A 17,093-nucleotide genomic window follows, 5' to 3' on the forward strand; every position below is an offset into this window, starting at 1 on the left:
GTGGTCGCCCATGCCACTCGTGAACGACCACAGGCGACCCCGAACCGTCACGCGCGCAGAAACCTCGCGAAACGCGCGAGCGCCACGTCGACGGCGCCGGCCTCGACCCCGGGGGCGAAGGGTTCGGGGAGGGGATCGAGATGGTGCCGCCCCACCGCCGTCGAGTGCCGCCACGTTCCGATGACCTCACCCGCGGCGACGAGCACGGGACGCACCAGGCCGTTGAGGGTGGGCCCGATCGTCGCGAGATGCGCGGGCGGGCATACGAGCGAGCGGTCCGCGTACGAGAGGTAGTACTCGTCGAACGGAGGCAGGGCGAGCACCTCGGCCGGCGGCGCCTCGAGCTGCGGCCCCGCACCGGCGACGGCCAGGAGCGCGTCCTCCCCCTCGACGACGCGCTCCCCCGCGGCCTCGCGACCGGCCCGGGCGAGCCCGAGCGGCAGGCCCGCCCACCAGCGGAAGTCCTCGAGCGTCGCTGGGCCGTGCCCCACGAGATAGCGGACCAGCAGCTCCCCCAGCGGCTCGGCGGGGGCCGCGGCATCCGGCAGCCATTCGTCGGCGGCGACGACGTACTGTTCCCGCGTGATCCCACCGTCGCGCGGCACGACCGGACCGAACACGGCGCCGCCGCGAAGCGCGATCGCCGACAGCAGGTGGTTTCCGCGGGAGCCCGCCACGTCGATGCCGACCGCCGTCATCGCCTCGCCGACCTCGGCACGCGTGAGCCGGTTGCCTCCCGCGAGTGCGGCCCGCACCGCGCGCTCCGCACGCACGATCGTGTCGGCGTCGATCCCGAGGTTGCGGTGCACGCCGGCGGCCTGCCGCAGCTGTCGATCCCGGGTGAGCGCCAGAATCCACCCGAGGTCCTCTGCCGCGACGATGTGCAGGGTGCCGCGCTGGGTCCAGGCGCGCACGAGCGCTCCGGCGGCGAAGGCCCGGTCGACGTCGGTGAGTGTCGGCTCCCCCGCCGTGCGGATGCCGAGGGCCCACCGCCCCGCCCAGAACTCCTGCGCCTGCGTCGCTGTGAGCCGACGCGCCGCGCCGACGAGATCCGCCGTGGGCTCGGCGAGCGCATGGCTCACCAGGCGCGCAGCGCGGACGCGGACGGGGACCATGCCCCCATCCTGCCCGCCGCCGCCGACACGCGCCTCGTATAATCGACGGGTCCGGGCGCGACGCGGCATCCGGTGCTCGAAAAAGGGGCACGCGAGACACATACGGCATCCATTCACCGTTTCGTCTTCCGGAGGCCCCATGCCCACCGTCTCTGCGCACGTCGCCCAGACTCTTGCCGCCCACATCGACCACGTCTTCGGCGTGATGGGAAACGGCAACGCCTACTTCCTCGACGCCCTGGAGCGCTCCACGGACGTGCAGTACACGGCCGTACGCCACGAGGCGGGCGGGGTCGTCGCTGCGGACGCCTACCATCGGGCGAGCGGACGCCTCGCCGCCGCGACCGCCACCTACGGGGCCGGCTTCACCAACACGCTGACCGCTCTGGCGGAGTCGGTGCAGGCCCACGTGCCGCTCGTGCTCGTCGTCGGGGACGAGCCGACGTCGGGCCCTCGTCCGTGGGACGTCGACCAGATCGCGCTGGCATCGGCTGTCGGCGCCCGTACCTACACGGTCGGACGGGCGGATGCCGCGGCCACCACGGTCATCGCGATCGAGCACGCGCTGGCCTATCGTGTGCCGACGGTGCTCGCCATCCCCTACGACGTCGCCAGGATCGAGGCAGGCCCGGTGCCACCGGCGCCGCAGCCGACGCTTCCCGCGCCGATCGCCCCGTCGCCGTTCGCGCGTGCGGCGATCGCCGATCTGGCCGGAGCGCTGGCCGCCGCGGAGCGGCCGCTGCTCCTGGCCGGTCGCGGCGCGTGGGTCGCCGGTGCCGGCGACGCGCTCGGCCGCCTGGCGGACGCCACCGGCGCGATCACCGCGACGACCGCCCTCGGCCGCGGAGTGTTCCCCCGGACGGAGTACGACCTGGGCGTCACCGGCGGCTTCGGCGCCGAGCGCGCCATGGAGCTGATCTCGACGGCGGATGTCGCGGTCGTCTTCGGCGCGGGACTCAACCAGTTCACGATGCGCTTCGGCGCACTGTTCACCCCGGGCACCCGCGTCGTCCAGGTCGATGTCGCCCCCGCCGCGACCCACCCGCACGTCGGCGGGTACATCCGCGGCGACGCGCGGCTCGTCGCCGAAGCGCTCGGCGACGAGCTGGCCCGCACCGATCCCGCGCCCAGCGGCTGGCGCGAGAGCATCGACGTCGCGGCCCTGCGCGCTCGCGACCACGGCGACGCACTCGCTCCCGACGGCCGGCTCGACCCGCGGTCCGTCGCCGAGCGGATCGGGGAGCTGCTCGAGAGCGCCCCGTCCACCCGCGACCGCGTCGTCGTCACCGACGGCGGGCACTTCCTCGGCTGGGCGAACATGTACTGGCCGGTCGCGGCGCCCGACCGCATGATGATGGTCGGCACGGCATACCAGTCGATCGGCCTGGGCTTCCCGTCGGTGCCGGGTGCGGCGCTGGCCAAGCCCGACGCGACCGTCGTGCTGTCCACCGGCGACGGCGGCGGCCTGATGGCGCTGGCCGACCTCGAGTCCGCCGTGCGCGTGGCCGCGGGGCGCGGACTGGCCGTCGTGTGGAATGACGCGGCCTACGGCGCGGAGATCAACCTGTACGGCCTCCAGGGCCTGGCACGGGAGCCGATGCTCATCCCCGAGGTCGACTTCGCAGGCCTCGCCGCGTCGGTCGGTGCGCGAGGAGTGGTGGTGCGCACGCTCGACGACCTCGACGAGCTCGCGCGGTGGGTGCAGGTCCCGGCATCCGATCGACCCTTCCTCCTGCTGGACTGCCGGATCTCCGGCGACGTCATCGCCCCCTACCAGCAGGAGATCATCCGCGTGAACTCCTGATGCGAGGCCTGCGTCGGGTCCATCTCGACCCGGGAGGCGACGTCCGGGAGGCGACGTCCGGGAGGCGACGTCCGGGAGGCGGCGCACCCCTCCCCTGTGCCGTATTCAGTCTGCGCGCCCGCCCGCCTCAGCGGGGACCCCGGGTTCGCGCAGCCGACCGGCACCGGGCACGGCGCCGAGACTGAATACGGAACCAGCGAGATGACCGGCCCCGAATAGGCCGCCGCGGCGGGAATGCGCAGACCTGTCGGAACGCTGTGTCTGTGGCGCACACTGGGCTGCGACGGATATCCGTCGGGACGTGCGCGCGGAATCGGGGTGCCATGGAAGGTCTGGAAGTCACCGTCCTGCTCGGGCTGTCGGTGTTGGCGGGAACGATCCTCGCGCCGCGCCTGCGCGTAGCGACGCCGCTGGTGCTGCTGGTCATCGGGTTGGTGCTGGGATTCGTGCCGGCGCTGCGTCACATCGAGCTGCCGCCGGAGACGGTGCTGCTGCTGTTCCTGCCCGTGATGCTCTTCTGGGAGAGCCTGACCACATCGCTGCGAGGCGTTCGCCGGTCGCTGCGCTACATCATCCCGATGAGCACTCTGCTCGTGGTCGCCTCCGCGTTCGCCGTCGCGTGGGTCGCCACGCTGTTCGGTCTGCCCTGGCCGGCCGCCATGATCCTCGGCGCCGCCGTCGCCCCGCCCGACGCCACGGCTGTCGCCGCCCTCGGACGGTTGCTTCCCCAGCGCACGTTCATGAAGCTGAAGGCGGAGAGCCTGACCAACGACGGCACCGCGCTCGTTCTCTACGCCATCGCGATCTCCGTCGCCCTCGGAGACACCGTCACGGGCTGGTCGATCACCGCCACCGTGCTCGTCTCCTACCTCGGCGGAGCGATCGCCGGCATCGTCGTCGCGGCGCTCGCTTACCTCTCGCTGCGGCGGATGCGCCACGCACTGTCGATCAACGTGACACTGCTGCTGGTTCCGTTCACGGCGTTCCTCCTGGCGGAGCTCGTGAACGCCTCGGGGGTGCTGGCCGTCGTGTTCGCCGGCCTCATCATCGCGTGGGCGTCGCCGCGCATCACGACCGCCGCCTCCCGCCGCACCGCGATGGCGGCATGGCCGTTCGGCGTCTACCTGCTCAACGGAGCCCTGTTCGTGCTGATCGGCCTGGAGGTGCAGCTCGTGCTGCACGATATCTCCCCCAGCGACGTGTGGGGGCTCGCGCTGCTGACCGTGGCCGCGTGGGCCGCGCTGCTCGTCGTGCGCTACGTGTTCCAGCTGCTGATGACCCCGTTCTCGCGCCCGCGCACCCCGGCACTGGCCTCCGGGTCCGGGCCGGGATCGCTGAACCGCGCCCGCGTCGTCAGCACGCTCGCCGGGTTCCGCGGCGCCGTGTCGCTGGCGATCGCGCTCTCGGTGCCGCTGACGACGTCATCCGGCCAACCCCTCGTCGGCCGCGACGCCGTCGTCTTCGTGACCGCCGGCGTGATCGTCCTGAGCCTTCTCGTGCAGGGCCCGCTGCTTCCTGTCATCGTCCGGTGGGCGAAGCTGCCCAGTGACGACTGGGCCGCCGACGAGATCGAGCTGGCGCAGCGGACCATCACCGGTGCGGCGATCGCCGCTCTGGACGACATCGCGGCCGAGCACGGCATCAGCGACGAGGTCCGCGAGCGGGCTCGTCAGGATGGGTACGACATGCTCGAGCTCGCCAACGCGCGCGCCTTCGCCCGCGCCCAGGCCTCCTCGGATGCCGACCAGATCGCTCAGCTGGAGGGCATGGTCGCGGCGCCCTCGGCCCCCGACACCGGTGCGCAGAGCGTCGTGAACGGCTCTGCGCCCAGCGTGGGGATCGACCCGGCCGTGGCGGGCGCCGATGGCGCGACCTCCCTGACGATGCTCGCCGCCTCGACCGGGATCGATCTCACCCAGCGGTCGCCGCTGGTGCGCTTCGAGGAGATGACCCGACTGAAGCTGGCTCTGCTGGAGCGCAAGCGCGAAGTGCTGCTGCGCCTTCGGCGTGAGGGCACGGTCGACGATCTTCTCGCCCGACGGCTGGAAGCGCACATGGATGCCGAGGAGCTGCGCCTCAGCGGGTACGACGACCTCGACTGAGGCGCAGTTCTGCGTTTCGACTCGACCCTCCGGGCCTCGCTCAACGACCGGGAGCGGAAGCCTCGCTCGGTCGCCGACACGCCAGGGCCGTCAGGCGGCGGGCAGCATCCACCGGGCGAAGAAGTCCGCCAACTCGTCGGTCGCTTCCAGCGGCAGCACCGCCGCGACGTACTGATCGGGGCGTACGACGACGATCACGCCGTCCCGCGACAGCCCGCGGGCGTCGAAGATGTCGACCGCGTTCCACCGGTTGGGCGCCGCGGCGAACACCTTCTCCCAGTCGGTGAGCGCCAGCGCGCCCGAACGCGGGCGGAAGATCGCGGGCGCACGCGTGACATCGATGGCGTCGAAGCCCTGCTGGTAGATCACCTTCGCGTCGAAGACGGCGTCGATGTCGGCATCCGTCGGGGTGTGACGGCGCACCGGCGATCCGGGGTCTTGGATCAGCCAGGCCGCGAAGCGCGCCAGGGGTGAGTCGTCTGCGAGCCCGTCGCGGTCGGCGAAGGCGTACAGACGCCAACGCCCGTCGGCCTTCGCGTGATGACCCAGATGCACCGCGTTGCCATCGGCGGCCAGGGTGACGGGCGCGCTCTTGAAGCGCTTGCCCACCGGGAACCCGGTCGCGAGATGCTGGTGGGCATCGCCGGCGACGACTCCCGCCCCCTCCGCGTAGGTCGTCATGAACCCCGAGGGGAACTCGGCGGTGGCGAGATAGTAGGTGGCGAGGTCGGCGGGGTCGGAGATCTCCTCGGGCTTTCGCGCCATCAGCGTCGACCACTCCTTGTCGAAGTCGATGAGCTGCTGGGCGACCGGCCTGCGCTCGGCGGTGTAGGTCGACAGGAGGGATGCCGGGCTCAGCCCGGTGAGCACGGAGCCGAGCTTCCATCCGAGATTGAAGCCGTCCTGCATCGAGACGTTCATGCCCTGCCCCGCCTTCGCGCTGTGGGTGTGGCAGGCATCGCCGGTGAGGAACACGCGGGGGTCACGTCCGCCGTCGAGCGCATCGTCGAAGCCGTCGGTGACCCGGTGGCCCACCTCATACACGCTGTGCCAGGCGACGCTCTTCACCTCGAGCGTGTACGGGTGCAGGATCTCGTTGGCGCGGCGGATGATCTCCTCGACGGGCGTCTGGCGCACGCGGTGGTCGTCATCGTCCGCGACGGCGCCGAGATCGACGTAGATGCGGCTGAGGTTCCCTCCCTCGCGCGGGATGTGCAGGATGTTGCCGGCCTCGGCGTTGATCGCGCACTTGATGCGCCAGTCGGGGAAGTCCGTCTCGACGAGCACGTCCATCACGCCCCAGGCGTGCTGCGAGATGTCGCCGACGTGCACCCGCCCGATCTCCGCGCGCACGCGGCTGCGCGCGCCGTCGCAGCCGACGACGTACTTCGCCCGCACCGTGCGCTGCTCTCCGGCATGCTCCCCCGCGACGTAGCGGATGCCGACCTCGACCGGATATTCGCCGGTCTCGTGCACCGTGAGCCCGGTGAACTCCACCCCGTAGTCCGGCGAGATCCTGCCCGGACCGTGCGCCGCCGCTTCGGCGAAGTAGTCGAGCACGCGGGCCTGGTTGACGATGAGGTGCGGGAACTCGCTGATGTCGTAGGCGTAGTCGGCGGTGCGCGACCGACGCACGATGTTCTGGGGGTTCTTCGGGTCCGGGCCCCAGAAGTTCATCCAGCCGATGTTGTACGCCTCGGCGACGATCCGCTCCGCGAAGCCGAAGGCCTGGAACGTCTCGACGCTGCGCGGCTGGATGCCGTCGGCCTGCCCGAGAGCGAGCCGCCCCTCACGCCGCTCGACGATGCGGGTGAGCACCCCGGGATACTGCGACAGCTGCGCCGCCAGGAGCATTCCGGCCGGTCCCGAGCCGACGATGAGGACATCGACCTCGTCGCGGAGCACGCCCGGCCGGTCGATGCCCGTCCCCGCCGCCGGCTGCACCCGAGGATCGGCGGAGACATACCCGTGGTGGTGGAACTGCATCGTCGTCGTCCTTCCGGCTCACGCCTGGGAGAGCCCTCGGATGGGGCTGACCGCCTGTTCGGCCTCGTGGTCGGGTCCGAGCGGGATGCCGCTGCGCTCACGCAGCAGCAGCGTCGCGACCAGTCCCAGCGTGGTCATGCCCGCGAGGTACCAGGTGACACCGGTCGTGGATCCCGTCGCCTGCACGATCGCCTGCGCGATGGTCGGAGCGAACGCGCCGCCGAGGATGGCGCCGATCGCATACGAGATCGAAACTCCCGAGAAGCGGATGGATGCCGGGAACAGCTCGGCGTAGAGGGCCGCCTGGGGGCCGTAGGTGAAACCGAGCCCGACCGTGAGGATCACCAGGCCCAGCGTCAGCAGGACGATAGAGCCGGTGTTGACGAGCGGAAAGAGGAGGAACACCCCGACCAGCTGGAACAGCCAGCCGATGATGTAGGTCGTCCGCCGTCCGATGCGATCGGAGATCCAGCCGGCGAGGAACGTGAACACGAGCCAGGTGATCGCCGAGAGGGTGACCGCGCCCAGCACGTCGGCGGTGGCGAGGCCGATCGGTCCCTTCGGGTCGGTCGCGTACCGCTGGATGTAGCCGCCGGTGGTCATGTATCCCACGGCGTTGTTGCCGGCGAACACGAGGGCCGCGATCACCACGAGCAGCGTGTGCTTGCGGAACAGCGCGACGATCGGCATCCGTGTCTCCTCCTTGCGCTCGGCGAGCTCGGCGAACACCGGGCTCTCCTCCACTCGGCGACGGATGTAGGAGCCGATGACGATCAGCACGAACGACAGCAGGAACGGCACGCGCCACCCCCACTGCACGAAGGCCTCCCCCGGTGCGATCGTGGCCATCAGCGCCAGCATGCCCGACGCGAGGAGCAGGCCCAGGGGCACGCCCATCTGGGGAGAGGCGCCGAAGACGCCGCGCCGCGTCTTGGGGGCATGCTCGACGGCCATCAGCACGGCACCGCCCCACTCACCACCGGCCGAGATCCCCTGGAGGATGCGCAGCAGCACGAGCAGGATGGGAGCGGCCATGCCGATCGCGGCATACGTCGGAAGGAGACCGACGAGCGTGGTCGCCACGCCCATCAGGATCAGGGTCACCATGAGCACCAGCCGGCGCCCGTACTTGTCGCCGAAGTGGCCGGCGAGGAAGGCGCCGAAGGGCCGGAACAGGAAGCTGATGCCCACGGTGATGAAGGACAGCACCTGAGCGAACCCCTCCCCGGCGGGAGCGAAGAACAGGCTGCCGAAGACCAGGCCGGCCGCGGAGGCGTAGATGAAGAAGTCGTACCACTCGACCGTCGTGCCGACGATCGTGGCGAAGATGACGCGGCGGCGGTCCGTGGACGTCGCGATCGTCCCGGTCGGCGTGAACCCGACGGGGTGGTTCGTGGATGCGCTCATGAGGTGACTCCCGTGTCAGTGTGACGTCATTGTCGGGCGGCGAAGCGATGCTTGCCGCGGTGACGACGATCATATACGATTTCGGATACGACGCAAGGGAGCATCCATGACTGACACCGACAGCCGGTTCGCCGCCCTCGGCGCCCGCCCCGGCAAGATCGTGGCCGTCCACCTCGCCTACGCCTCGCGCGCCGACCAGCGCGGCCGCCGCCCGGCATCCCCCTCGTACTTCTTCAAGCCGTCCAGCTCGCTGGCCGCCTCGGGCGCGCACATCGAGCGCCCCGCCGGCACCGAGCTGCTCGCGTTCGAAGGCGAGATCGCTCTCGTCATCGGCGCGCCCGCCCGATGGACGACGCCCGAGAACGCGTGGTCGCACGTGGCCGCCATCACCGCCGCGAACGACTTCGGCCTCTACGATCTGCGCGCGAACGACAAGGGATCGAACGTCCGATCCAAAGGCGGCGACGGCTACACCCCGATCGGCCCGACCCTGATCGACGCGGCCGGTGTCGACCCGGCGAGCCTGCGCCTGCGCACCTGGGTCAACGGCGAGCTCGTGCAGGACGACACCACCGCCGGCCTCATCTTCCCGCTCGCCCGGATCGTCGCCGACCTGTCGCAGCACTTCACCCTCGAGACCGGCGACGTCATCCTCACCGGCACACCCGCCGGCTCGTCGGTCGTCGTCCCCGGCGACGTCGTCGAGGTGCAGGTGGATGCCGGGCCCCTGTCGACCGGGCGGCTGCGCACCACCGTGGTGCAGGGCGCACGCGCCTTCGACGGTGCGATCGGCTCGCTCCCCGCCGTCGACGACCACCAGCGCGCCGAGGCATGGGGATCCTCGGACGCGGCCGGGCTCATCGCCCCGGCCCCGGTGCTCACCGCAGCGCTGCGCGAGAAACTCTCCCGGGTTCCCGTCGCCGCCCTCAGCGGACAGCTGCGCAAGCGCGGGCTCAACGATGTCACGATCGACGGGGTGCGCCCGCTCACCGCGGGCAGTCGTTTCGTCGGCACGGCCCGCACCCTGCGCTTCCTCCCGCACCGCGAAGACCTCTTCGCCGCGCGCGGCGCAGGCTACAACGCCCAGAAACGCGCGTTCGACGCGGTCGAGGAGGGTGAGGTCCTCGTCATCGAGGCCCGCGGCGAAACCGGATCCGGCACGCTCGGCGACATCCTGGCGATCCGCGCCCACGCGCGCGGCGCCGCCGCCATCGTGACCGACGGGGGCGTCCGCGACGCCGAGGCGGTCGCCGCCGTCGGCATCCCGGTCTTCAGCGCCGGTCCCCACCCCGCGGTTCTCGGCCGTCGCCACATCCCGTGGGAGACCGACGTCGCGATCGGCTGCGGCGGCACGACCGTCGAGCCCGGCGACATCGTCGTCGGAGATGGCGACGGCGTCATCGTGCTGCCGCCCGCTCTCGCCGAGGAGGTCGTGGACGCTGCCCTCGCCCAGGAGGAGGAGGATGCGTGGATCGCCCGACAGGTGGCATCCGGTCATCGCGTCGACGGCCTGTTCCCGATGAACGCCGAATGGCGTGCCCGTTATGAGAGCGAGAGGAGCTCCTGATGGCTGCCATGACCCCCGCGACAGCGCAGAGCAAGTCGCAGCAGGCCTACCACTGGATCAAGGAGCGCATCGCCGCGCAGGAGTTCACCCCCGGGTACCGTCTCGTGCTCGGCACGATCGCCGGCGAACTCGACATGAGCGTGGTGCCGGTGCGCGAAGCGATCCGCCAGCTCGAGGCCGAGGGCCTCGTCATGTTCGAACGCAACGTCGGCGCGCGCGTGTCGATGGTCGACGACACCGCCTACCGCTTCAGCATGCAGGCGCTCAGCATCCTGGAGGGGGCGGCGACGGCCCTCTCGGCACGCGCGCTCACCGCCGACGACGTGCGGCGCGCGCGCCAGGTCAACGAGTTGATGGTCGAGACGCTCGAGCACTTCGACCCGCGCGCCTTCACCGCGCTGAACCAGGAGTTCCACGCGATCCTGTTCGAGAAGTGCGCCAACCCCCGAATGCTCGAACTGGTGCACGCCGAGTGGGCGCGACTGGGGCATCTGCGCGACTCGACGTTCAGCTTCGTGCCCGGGCGCGCCGCCGAGTCGGTGCGCGAGCACGAGAACATCCTCGTGCTCATCGAGACCGGTGCTCCCCTCGCCGAGATCGAGAAGGCCTCGCGCCGCCACCGCTCAGCGACTCTCGACGCCTACATGATCCACGAGCACCCCGACGAAGCGCTCGGCCTCCCCGCCTTCTGACTCATCGCCTTCCGGCATCCGCCCCTCCCACGAAGGAGCCTCCATGACCACCGCGCTCACCACCGCCCGCCGCGTTCCGGCCGATCTGCCGGAGCACATCCAGCACTACATCGGCGGCCGCTTCGTCGACTCGGTCGACGCCGACACGTTCGATGTGCTCGATCCGGTGACCAACCAGACCTATCTGAAAGCCGCCGCGGGCAAGAAGGCCGATGTCGACCTCGCTGTCGCCGCCGCGCGAAAGGCGTTCGTCGAGGGTCCCTGGCCGCGCATGCAGGCGCGTGAGCGCTCGCGCGTGCTGCACCGCATCGCCGACATCGTCGAGTCGCGCGACGCGCGCCTCGCCGAGCTGGAGAGCTTCGATTCGGGCCTGCCGATCACCCAGGCGCTCGGGCAGGCGCGCCGAGCCGCGGAGAACTTCCGCTTCTTCGCCGACCTGATCGTCGCCCAGACCGACGACGCCTTCAAGGTTCCCGGCCGTCAGCTCAACTACGTGAACCGCAAGCCCATCGGCGTCGCCGGCCTCATCACGCCGTGGAACACGCCGTTCATGCTCGAGTCGTGGAAGCTGGGACCTGCCCTGGCCACCGGCAACACCGTCGTGCTCAAGCCCGCGGAGTTCACTCCCCTGTCGGCCTCGCTGTGGGCGGGCATCTTCGAAGAGGCGGGCCTGCCCGAGGGGGTGTTCAACCTCGTCAACGGTCTCGGTGAAGACGCCGGCGACGCGCTCGTGAAGCACCCGGACGTGCCCCTGATCTCCTTCACCGGCGAGAGCAGCACCGGCCAGCTCATCTTCGCGAACGCCGCCCCGTTCCTGAAGGGACTGTCGATGGAGCTGGGCGGCAAGAGCCCGGCCATCGTCTTCGCCGACGCCGACCTGGACGCGGCGATCGACGCGACCATCTTCGGGGTGTTCTCGCTCAACGGCGAGCGCTGCACCGCCGGCAGCCGCATCCTCGTAGAGCGCGAGATCTACGACGAGTTCGTCGAGCGGTACGCGGCACAGGCCGACCGTGTGACGGTCGGCTACCCCGATGACCCCGCGACCGAAGTCGGCGCGCTCGTGCACCCGGAGCACTTCGCCAAGGTGATGTCGTACGTCGAGCTCGGCAAGAGCGAGGGCCGCCTCGTCGCCGGCGGCGGCCGGCCGGAAGGCTTCGAGCACGGCAACTTCGTGCGCCCCACCGTGTTCGCCGACGTCGCCCCCGACGCGCGCATCTTCCAGGAGGAGATCTTCGGTCCCGTCGTCGCGATCACGCCGTTCGACACCGACGAGGAGGCGCTGTCCCTCGCCAACGACACGAAGTACGGCCTGGCCGCCTATGTGTGGACCAGCGATCTGAAGCGCGCACACAATTTCGCACAGAACGTCGAGGCCGGCATGGTCTGGCTGAACTCCAACAACGTCCGCGACCTCCGTACGCCCTTCGGCGGGGTCAAGGCCTCGGGCCTCGGACACGAGGGCGGCTACCGCTCCATCGACTTCTACACCGACCAGCAGGCCGTGCACATCACGCTCGGCCCCGCCCACAACCCCACCTTCGGCAAGGGAGCCTGAGATGACCGACCGCAGCCAGATGATCCGAACCTCCTCGGGATTCTTCGTCTCGCAGGAGGCACCGATCCACGCGGACAACCCCATCGCCACGCCCTCCGCCCCGGCCCCCGACATCCTGCGCTGCGCGTACATGGAGCTCGTCGTCACCGACCTGGCGGCATCCCGCGAGTTCTACGTCGACGTCCTCGGGCTGCACATCACCGAGGAGGACGACGAGGCGATCTATCTCCGTTCGACGGAGGAGTTCATCCACCACAACCTCGTCCTGCGCACGGGTGCGGTCGCCGCGGTGGCCGCCTTCTCGTACCGTGTGCGGTCGGCGGAGGACCTCGACAAGGCCGTCGCGTTCTACTCCGAGCTCGGATGCCGCGTCGAGCGGCGCCGGGAGGGGTTCACGAAGGGCATCGGCGACTCGGTGCGCGTGGAGGATCCGCTGGGCTTCCCGTACGAGTTCTTCTTCGAGACGCAGCACGTGGAGCGCCTGTCGTGGCGCTACGATCTCTACTCCCCCGGTGAGCTCGTCCGCCTGGACCACTTCAACCAGATCACGCCCGACGTGCCGCGCGCCGTCGGATTCATGCAATCCCTCGGCTTCCGCGTCACCGAGGACATCCAGGACGAGGACGGCATCGTCTACGCCGCCTGGATGCGCCGCAAGCCCACGGTGCACGACACCGCCATGACCGGCGGCGACGGACCCCGCATGCACCACGTGTGCTTCGCGACGCACGAGAAGCACAACATCCTGGCGATCTGCGACAAGCTCGGAGCGCTGCGCCGATCCGATTCCATCGAGCGGGGCCCGGGCCGACACGGCGTCTCCAACGCGTTCTACCTGTACCTGCGCGACCCCGACGGTCACCGGGTCGAGATCTACACGCAGGACTACTACACCGGCGACCCCGACAACCCTGTCGTCACCTGGGACGTCCACGACAACCAACGTCGCGACTGGTGGGGAAATCCCGTCGTGCCGTCCTGGTACACCGACGGCTCCGTCGTGCTCGACCTCGACGGCAACCCGCAGCCCGTGCGCGCCCGCACCGATGCGAGCGAAATGGCGGTCACGATCGGCGCCGACGGCTTCAGCTACACCCGCGCTCCCGAAGAGGTCGGCGCCGGGGAGTTCAAGCTCGGCAACCAGCTCTAGCCCGCCGGCCGACCCGAAAGGACGCCATGCTGACCGACGCACAGATCGACGCCATCGCGGCGGAGCTCGCCGAGGCCGACCGCACGCACAGCGTGATCCCGCGCATCACCGCGCGGTATCCGGATGCCGTGGTGGAGGACTCGTACGCGATCCAAGGGCGCTGGCGCGACACGCAGATCGCCTCCGGGCGCACGCTCGTGGGGCGCAAGATCGGCCTAACCTCGAAGGCGATGCAGCAGGCGACGGGTATCAGCGAGCCGGATTACGGCGTCATGTTCGACGACACGGTCTACCGCTCGGGCGCCGAGATCCCCGTGGATCACTTCTCGAACGTGCGCATCGAGGTGGAGCTGGCGTTCGTACTGAAGACGCCGCTCGAAGGACCCGATTGCACACTCGAGGACGCCCTCGCCGCGATCGATCACGCGGTTGCGGCCCTCGAGGTGCTGAACTCGCACATCGAGCTGGAGGGGCGGACCATCGTCGACACCATCAGCGACAACGCGGCGTACGGCGCGATGGTGCTGGGTGACGTGCGCAAGCGCCCCGACGAGATCGATCTGCGCTGGGTGCCCGGCGTGCTCAGCCGCAACGGCGAGATCGAGGAGACGGGCGTCGCCGCCGGCGTGCTCGGCCACCCCGCGACCGGCGTCGCGTGGCTCGCCAACAAGTTCCACGAGCACGGCGCGCGGCTGGAGGCGGGCGAGATCATCCTGGCAGGATCGTTCACGCGGCCCATGTGGGTGCATCGCGGCGACGCGGTGCGGTGCGACTTCGGACAGATGGGGGTGATCGAGTGTCGTTTCGTCTGAGGGCGACCTTCCGCGATCGGCTGGCGGCGGCATCCCGCCCCCTCGTCGGCGGCTGGGTCTGCAGCGGCTCACCTCTGGTCGCAGAGATCATGGCGGGGTCGGGGCTCGACTGGCTGCTGGTCGACATGGAGCACGGCCCCAACACGCTCGACAGCGTGCTCGCTCAACTGCAGGCCATCGACGGGTCCGACGCGACCCCGATGGTGCGCGTACCGATCGGTGACCCCGTCACGATCAAGCAGGTGCTCGACCTCGGCGCACAGAACATCCTCGTGCCGATGGTGTCGTCGGCCGACGAGGCGCGCGCCGTCGTCGCCGCCACACGCTATCCGCCGCGCGGTCGCCGCGGCGTCGGTTCGGCCCTGGCACGTTCGGCGCGATGGAACAGGGTCGAGGACTACCTGGCCACCGCCGACGCGTCCGTGTCGGTCTTCGTGCAGATCGAGAACGCCGACGGCGTCGACGCGGCAGCCGAGATCGCCGCCGTCGAGGGCATCGACGGCGTGTTCGTCGGACCGAGCGACCTCGCCGCCTCTCTGGGACTGCTCGGGCAGCAGACGCACCCCGACGTCGTCGCCGCCGTGCGGCGCACCTTCGCGGCCGTCCGCGCGGCGGGCCTTCCCGTCGGGGTGAACGCGTTCGACCCGCAGCTCGCGCAGGCCTACCTCGACGACGGCGCCGCATTCATCCTGGTGGGCGCCGACGTGGCGCTGCTGGCCCGCGGGTCGGAGGCCCTCGCGGCGCGGTGGGTGGCGGAGCACGACCACGCGGAGCGCGACTCGTACTGACGCGGGGCGCCGCGTGTCGACACGTGTCGCGGCGCTGTCAAGCCCCCGGCGCACCATGCCGCGCCGTGCCACGCTGTGTGCATGCAGAGAATCGTCACCGCCCGCATCGAGCTCGACGTCTCCGCCCCCGCCGACCTCGTGTTCGCCGTCGCCGTGTCGCGGGCGTATGCCGCGGCATCCGAGACGCTCGAGGTGAGCGTCGACGGCGCCCCCGTACGGGTGCGCGAACTCGCCGACGCGCACGGAGGTCGCCTTCACCGTGTGGACGCCCCGATCGGCCACCTCCGACTGGACTACGCGGCGACGATCGACGGCACGGGCGCACCCCTGGGCGCCGACGAGGCCGAACTGCTCGTCTACGGTCGCCCCAGCCGCTATGCGGAATCCGACGCGCTCGCGCCGACGGCCGCGTCCGAGTTCGGCGGCATCACCGATCCGCGCGAGCTGCTGATCGCGGTGTCCTCGTGGGTGGGCACCGAGCTGTCGTACGTGAGCGGCTCGAGCTTGCCGACCGACGGGGCCACCCGGACGCTCCTGGCTCGCCGCGGCGTGTGCCGCGACTACGCCCACCTGTGCGTCGCCCTTCTGCGCGCCGGCGGCGTGCCCGCGCGGCTGGTCGCGGTGTACGCGCCCGGACTCGACCCGATGGACTTCCACGCCGTGGCCGAGGCGTGGATCGACGGCGCCTGGTGCGTCGTCGACGCCACCACCCTCGCCCCGCGCGACACGCTGGTGCGGATCTCGACGGGGCGGGATGCCGCGGACACCGCCTTCCTGAACATCCTGCGCGGACGCGCCGACCTCGTGGACCTGCAGGTGACGGCCACCGCCGACGTGCTCCCCGACGACGATCTGGACCGCCTGATCCGCCTCGTCTGACACCGCGGGGCGCACAACTACGCGAGCGAGAAGAGTGCGGGAGTCAACCAGTTGACTCTTAGAGTGTCAACTGGTTGACTCGCCTCATGGCCGTCCGTCTCACCGTCACCCTCCACGAGCTCGTCGGCGAACTGGACCTCTTCGCGGACGCATGGTTGCGCGAGAAGCACGGCGTGAACATCAACCTCTTCGAGATCCTGGCGACCCTCGCCGAGCGCGCTCCGATCGACATCACCGGGCTCGCGCACTGCCTGCGGGTGACGAAGGCGGCGGTCAGCAAGCGCGTGCCGAGGCTGGTCGCCGACGGCTGGCTCACCGCCACTGCGGGCGAGGGACGCCGCATCATCCTGGAGCTGACCCCGAAAGGCGTCGAGCTGGTGCGCATCGCGGGCGGCGAGCTCGAGGCCGAGTTCACCCAGATGCTCACCGATCCGCGCCTGGACACGCTCCGATCCGGCACGGGCATCACCCCGGCCGCGCTCAACGCTCACCTGTCGGCACTCACCGACATCGTTCTCGCGAAAGGTCGCACCTCATGAATCGCCGTCTGCTCGTCATCGTCGGCACGCCGCTGGCGGACACCCTCACCCATGCGCTGGCGGAGAGCTACGCGGCGAGCGCCCGCGCCGCCGGCGCCGAGGTGCGCCTCATCGATCTCGCCCACGACCCCATTCCCGACCATCCGCGCAGCCGTGACCAGCTGCGCGCGCCGCGCAGCGGGCGCACCGACGACCTGCCGCTGGATCCCGACGTCGCCCGCTACCTGGACGACCTGTTCTGGGCCGACCACATCGCGATCTTCCACCCGCAGTGGTGGGGCACTGTGCCGGCAGCGTTGAAGGCGTTCATCGACCGCGTCTTCCTCTCCAACGCGACGTTCCGCTATCGCGAACGGTCGGCCCTGTCCGACCGCCTGCTCGCCGGACGCACGGCACGCATCGTCATGACGATGGACTCGCCGCGGTTCTGGAACCGTCTCGTCTACCGTGGCGCCGCCGAGGCATCGCTCTCCCGGGCGACCCTCGGCTACTGCGGCGTACGCACCGTGGGCATCACACGCTTCACGCCCGTACGCTTCAGCGATGACACCGCCCGCCGCGGCTGGATCGAGCGCGTGGCACGGCACGGGCACGCGGATGCCGCCTCCTCCCGCCGCGCCGACCACCCGTCGACGGGCGAAGCGCCCTCCCCGCCCCGGACGGCACCGGTGAAGACCCTGTAACAAAGCGTCGC

Annotated in this window: 14 protein-coding genes; 11 read left to right on the top strand and 3 right to left on the bottom strand. The window is 70.7% G+C overall.

Annotated elements, in window-relative coordinates; all coding sequences use genetic code 11:
• Positions 1-47: 47 nt before the first annotated feature.
• Complete coding sequence (locus tag DEU37_RS13265; protein ID WP_121191098.1) at positions 48-1,115, bottom strand: winged helix DNA-binding domain-containing protein; 1,068 nt, start codon at positions 1,113-1,115, stop codon at positions 48-50.
• 139 nt (positions 1,116-1,254) lie between these two features.
• Between DEU37_RS13265 and DEU37_RS13270 the strand changes: the two genes are divergently transcribed.
• Positions 1,255-2,919: a thiamine pyrophosphate-binding protein gene (locus DEU37_RS13270; RefSeq protein WP_121191099.1), complete on the top strand. Its 1,665-nt coding sequence runs from the start codon at positions 1,255-1,257 to the stop codon at positions 2,917-2,919.
• A gap of 323 nt (positions 2,920-3,242) precedes the next feature.
• The gene (locus tag DEU37_RS13275; RefSeq protein WP_121191100.1) at positions 3,243-5,021 is read left to right on the top strand and encodes a Na+/H+ antiporter; all 1,779 of its coding nucleotides are present in this window, start codon (positions 3,243-3,245) and stop codon (positions 5,019-5,021) included.
• Between the two features lie 90 nt (positions 5,022-5,111).
• Here DEU37_RS13275 and DEU37_RS13280 read toward each other — a convergent pair whose 3' ends face one another.
• Positions 5,112-7,007 (bottom strand): FAD-dependent monooxygenase, encoded by a 1,896-nt coding sequence (locus DEU37_RS13280; RefSeq protein WP_121191101.1) that lies wholly within the window; start codon positions 7,005-7,007, stop codon positions 5,112-5,114.
• A gap of 18 nt (positions 7,008-7,025) precedes the next feature.
• A complete protein-coding gene (locus tag DEU37_RS13285) occupies positions 7,026-8,414 on the bottom strand; it encodes an MFS transporter (RefSeq protein WP_121191102.1) in 1,389 nt (462 codons plus the stop codon).
• A gap of 106 nt (positions 8,415-8,520) precedes the next feature.
• On the opposite strand from DEU37_RS13285, the gene DEU37_RS13290 reads away from it, so the two are divergent.
• From DEU37_RS13290 to DEU37_RS13330, 9 genes are all read left to right on the top strand, one after another.
• The gene (locus DEU37_RS13290; RefSeq protein ID WP_121191103.1) at positions 8,521-9,981 is read left to right on the top strand and encodes a fumarylacetoacetate hydrolase family protein; all 1,461 of its coding nucleotides are present in this window, start codon (positions 8,521-8,523) and stop codon (positions 9,979-9,981) included.
• A complete protein-coding gene (locus tag DEU37_RS13295) occupies positions 9,981-10,673 on the top strand; it encodes a GntR family transcriptional regulator (RefSeq protein ID WP_121191104.1) in 693 nt (230 codons plus the stop codon). Before DEU37_RS13290 ends, DEU37_RS13295 begins: the two co-directional genes overlap by 1 nt.
• A 43-nt stretch (positions 10,674-10,716) precedes the next feature.
• Positions 10,717-12,231, top strand: coding sequence for a 5-carboxymethyl-2-hydroxymuconate semialdehyde dehydrogenase (hpaE, locus tag DEU37_RS13300; protein ID WP_121191105.1), 1,515 nt, complete (start codon positions 10,717-10,719; stop codon positions 12,229-12,231).
• 1 nt (position 12,232) lies between these two features.
• On the top strand, positions 12,233-13,381 hold the full coding sequence (gene hpaD / locus DEU37_RS13305) for a 3,4-dihydroxyphenylacetate 2,3-dioxygenase (protein ID WP_121191106.1): 1,149 nt from the start codon (positions 12,233-12,235) through the stop codon (positions 13,379-13,381).
• A gap of 26 nt (positions 13,382-13,407) precedes the next feature.
• On the top strand, positions 13,408-14,193 hold the full coding sequence (locus tag DEU37_RS13310) for a 2-keto-4-pentenoate hydratase (protein WP_121191107.1): 786 nt from the start codon (positions 13,408-13,410) through the stop codon (positions 14,191-14,193).
• Positions 14,178-14,981, top strand: coding sequence for an HpcH/HpaI aldolase/citrate lyase family protein (locus DEU37_RS13315; RefSeq protein WP_121191108.1), 804 nt, complete (start codon positions 14,178-14,180; stop codon positions 14,979-14,981). The genes DEU37_RS13310 and DEU37_RS13315 overlap by 16 nt, the downstream gene beginning before the upstream one ends.
• 81 nt (positions 14,982-15,062) lie before the next feature.
• Positions 15,063-15,860, top strand: coding sequence for a transglutaminase family protein (locus DEU37_RS13320; protein ID WP_121191109.1), 798 nt, complete (start codon positions 15,063-15,065; stop codon positions 15,858-15,860).
• Positions 15,861-15,946: 86 nt separating this feature from the next.
• Positions 15,947-16,399, top strand: coding sequence for a MarR family winged helix-turn-helix transcriptional regulator (locus tag DEU37_RS13325; RefSeq protein ID WP_121191110.1), 453 nt, complete (start codon positions 15,947-15,949; stop codon positions 16,397-16,399).
• Positions 16,396-17,082 (top strand): NAD(P)H-dependent oxidoreductase, encoded by a 687-nt coding sequence (locus DEU37_RS13330; protein ID WP_121191111.1) that lies wholly within the window; start codon positions 16,396-16,398, stop codon positions 17,080-17,082. The genes DEU37_RS13325 and DEU37_RS13330 overlap by 4 nt, the downstream gene beginning before the upstream one ends.
• The last annotated feature ends 11 nt before the right edge of the window (positions 17,083-17,093 follow it).

It is taken from the genome of Microbacterium sp. AG790 (assembly GCF_003634765.1).
Classification (GTDB): Bacteria; Actinomycetota; Actinomycetes; order Actinomycetales; family Microbacteriaceae; genus Microbacterium.

Excerpts from the sequence above, each read along its gene's own strand:
- DEU37_RS13265 (WP_121191098.1), bottom strand. The coding sequence starts at position 1,115 with ATGGTCCCCGTCCGCGTCCGCGCTGCGCGCCTGGTGAGCCATGCGCTC.
- DEU37_RS13270 (WP_121191099.1), top strand. The coding sequence starts at position 1,255 with ATGCCCACCGTCTCTGCGCACGTCGCCCAGACTCTTGCCGCCCACATC.
- DEU37_RS13275 (WP_121191100.1), top strand. The coding sequence starts at position 3,243 with ATGGAAGGTCTGGAAGTCACCGTCCTGCTCGGGCTGTCGGTGTTGGCG.
- DEU37_RS13280 (WP_121191101.1), bottom strand. The coding sequence starts at position 7,007 with ATGCAGTTCCACCACCACGGGTATGTCTCCGCCGATCCTCGGGTGCAG.
- DEU37_RS13285 (WP_121191102.1), bottom strand. The coding sequence starts at position 8,414 with ATGAGCGCATCCACGAACCACCCCGTCGGGTTCACGCCGACCGGGACG.
- DEU37_RS13290 (WP_121191103.1), top strand. The coding sequence starts at position 8,521 with ATGACTGACACCGACAGCCGGTTCGCCGCCCTCGGCGCCCGCCCCGGC.
- DEU37_RS13295 (WP_121191104.1), top strand. The coding sequence starts at position 9,981 with ATGGCTGCCATGACCCCCGCGACAGCGCAGAGCAAGTCGCAGCAGGCC.
- hpaE (WP_121191105.1), top strand. The coding sequence starts at position 10,717 with ATGACCACCGCGCTCACCACCGCCCGCCGCGTTCCGGCCGATCTGCCG.
- hpaD (WP_121191106.1), top strand. The coding sequence starts at position 12,233 with ATGACCGACCGCAGCCAGATGATCCGAACCTCCTCGGGATTCTTCGTC.
- DEU37_RS13310 (WP_121191107.1), top strand. The coding sequence starts at position 13,408 with ATGCTGACCGACGCACAGATCGACGCCATCGCGGCGGAGCTCGCCGAG.
- DEU37_RS13320 (WP_121191109.1), top strand. The coding sequence starts at position 15,063 with ATGCAGAGAATCGTCACCGCCCGCATCGAGCTCGACGTCTCCGCCCCC.
- DEU37_RS13325 (WP_121191110.1), top strand. The coding sequence starts at position 15,947 with ATGGCCGTCCGTCTCACCGTCACCCTCCACGAGCTCGTCGGCGAACTG.
- DEU37_RS13330 (WP_121191111.1), top strand. The coding sequence starts at position 16,396 with ATGAATCGCCGTCTGCTCGTCATCGTCGGCACGCCGCTGGCGGACACC.